This window comes from Endozoicomonas sp. SESOKO4 (genome assembly GCF_024606275.1).
The window spans coordinates 1-2,379 of sequence record NZ_JAHHPS010000316.1 but is presented as its reverse complement, the minus strand read 5'-3'; the positions used below and the strand labels follow the sequence as shown (position 1 = coordinate 2,379).

The window sequence follows — 2,379 nt, the reverse complement described above, 5'->3', positions numbered from 1 at the left end:
TAATAGATTCCATTTTATCCAGAACATTTTCTCAAAGAAAAAGTGAGTCATCACTTAATAACAAGACATATAAATACTACTATCTTGGTGCTTTATTAGCCGACTATCTTTACATATACCATGGACATCATAATGAATTTAAAAATAAGTACTACCTGTTAGCTCGGCATGATGCATTTCGTTTTTTTGAAAAAATATTTTTTTGGTAATGGCTGTTTTTCAGAATTTCTTAATCTCATGGAATTGATCACCCTCTACAGACGAGAACTTACTGATGAATCAAGGAAATTGATGGATTTTAATGAAAATGCAATGAGTAGAAATCTTATTACTGACGCTCTACGAAAAAATAATACCCTTAGAAAATCTTTTAATGAAGTTCTCATTGGACCGAATCTTAAAAAACTTTGGTTAGGTACTCTTAATGATATGCTTGAAGAAAAGCAAGACTGCCTGGAACAAGATATAATGCTTGATAATAACCTAAACCTCATATTTGGTGAAGAGCTGGAATACGATATAACTTCAATAATTGAAACGGGAAGCCTACAAGATAGCAATTATATTCCCATATTTGAAGATCGTATGAAAAAGTCAGGGGCTAACAAGGCAGGTGTTGGCACTCATAACTTAACTTTTGATGGTCTTTTCCACATAACTCCTACTATGGATGGTGATGCATGGTTTGAGGTGAATTGTAAACCATACCATGATGGTGAAGCCAATGTGGACAGTTGTTTTGAAAAAGTCTTTGAAGTGGTTGATTCAATGATTCAAGATGGGCTTATAGGTTATTCTTCCGGTCACAAGCATGTCGATGCATTGAGTGCCACCCACGGTGATCCGAGTGTTCTTTTGGAATTGCAGAGGGAGATTGAGAGCAATCCCTATTTACTAAGAGCATTCGGGAATAATGACCGAATCATCAATGATGATGAGAGTCAATGGTATAAATTGTTTTCTGATTATTCTGATATGAGGGGGTTAGCCATTGAGCGGATAAACTGGATGATTGCTACGTACAATGAAAAATTAGCGGGATTCAATTATGAAAAACCGAATGGTCATTGGCAAACCGATTCAGAAAAACTGGAGAAGCTTAAGCGGTTTTCAAAAATATACAGTCATCTGATACAGATGGCTCCTTTACAACAAATGTTTGGTGGGTTTTCTGATGTAGAGATAGACAAATATATGGCTATTTCTTTGTTGCATATTCCAGGAACAGAGATGATCCAACCCTATGGTACAATAGAGTTTCGTTTTTTTCGCTGCCCTGAAAATTTGAGGGAGTTAAAATTGGTTAATCAGTTTTTACAAGCCTGGTTCGAATATATTCATGAACGTCGAAAGCGCAATGAGCCGATTCAGCCTGTCCCTGACGATGTTAGATCCAGCAAAGACTATAGTACCGGGGAAGTTCTCTTCTCGACCGTCCAATACTTGCAGAAACTGGGACTGAACCCTGATGACTATCACAGCTTTCTGAATAAAATCAGATGATATTTGATCACAATGGTGCTCAGTCCTGGTTTTTTGTATGTATTGAACGGAAATCACCTCAAGGACTACAGAATAAAGCACTTTTGCGACACCCTCCAGATCAGGCAGCTAACCAGCGGGTTAAACGACTATGACTGAGTAAGTTAAGTATACCGAAAGCTGTAGCTGTCTGCACAAAGGCAAGAGAGGTTTTGCTGACCATTGTGAAGTGGATAAACGATTTTCAGATTTGGTTAACAACAGCGTAATCAGACGCTGGCACTTCGGGCTGGAAAGCTTTCTGGCCTTCTGGCTTTCAAGCCCTTTATAATGCCCTTCTCAGAGTCTAACCTGATCAGATAGTATTATGTCTAAAAGCGTAATTTGTGACATTGACGGCGTGATTTTGCATGACAACACCCTGATTCCCGGTGCTGATGATTTCATTCACAGTATGCTGGAGAGGGACATCTCTCTGGTCATGCTAACCAACTATCCCTCCCAGACCGAGAAAGACCTGCAGAACCGTTTTGCTTCTGTCGGCATCATTATTCCGGAAAGTTGCTTTTTCACTTCTGCCATGGCTACAGCAGAATTTCTTAAACGGCAGGAAGGTCAGAAAGCTTATGTCATCGGCGAGGGTGCCCTGGTTCACGAACTGTATAAAGCAGGCTTTGCCATTACCGATATCAATCCGGATTTTGTCGTCGTGGGTGAAACCAAGAATTACAACTGGAACATGATCCACACCGGAGCCCGGTTTGTGTCTGAAGGAGCACGTTTTATTGCCACAAACCCTGATACCCACGGTCCCAATATGACTCCGGCCTGCGGTGCACTGTGTGCTCCTATCGAGCGGATTACTGGCAAAAAGCCATTCTATGTGGGCAAACCCAG

The 2,379-nt window shown here is 40.4% G+C and carries 2 protein-coding genes; both read left to right on the top strand.

From position 1 onward, the window contains the following. The first annotated feature begins 237 nt into the window (after window positions 1-237). A complete protein-coding gene (locus KDK16_RS05995; RefSeq protein WP_257275157.1) occupies window positions 238-1,503 on the top strand; it encodes a hypothetical protein in 1,266 nt (421 codons plus the stop codon). Between the two features lie 346 nt (window positions 1,504-1,849). Further along, a partial coding sequence (locus tag KDK16_RS05990; protein WP_306670739.1) for an HAD-IIA family hydrolase occupies window positions 1,850-2,379 on the top strand: 530 nt, incomplete at its 3' end.

Bases quoted from the DNA above. Each gene is read 5' to 3' on its own strand.
- KDK16_RS05995 (WP_257275157.1), top strand. From the start codon at position 238: ATGGAATTGATCACCCTCTACAGACGAGAACTTACTGATGAATCAAGG.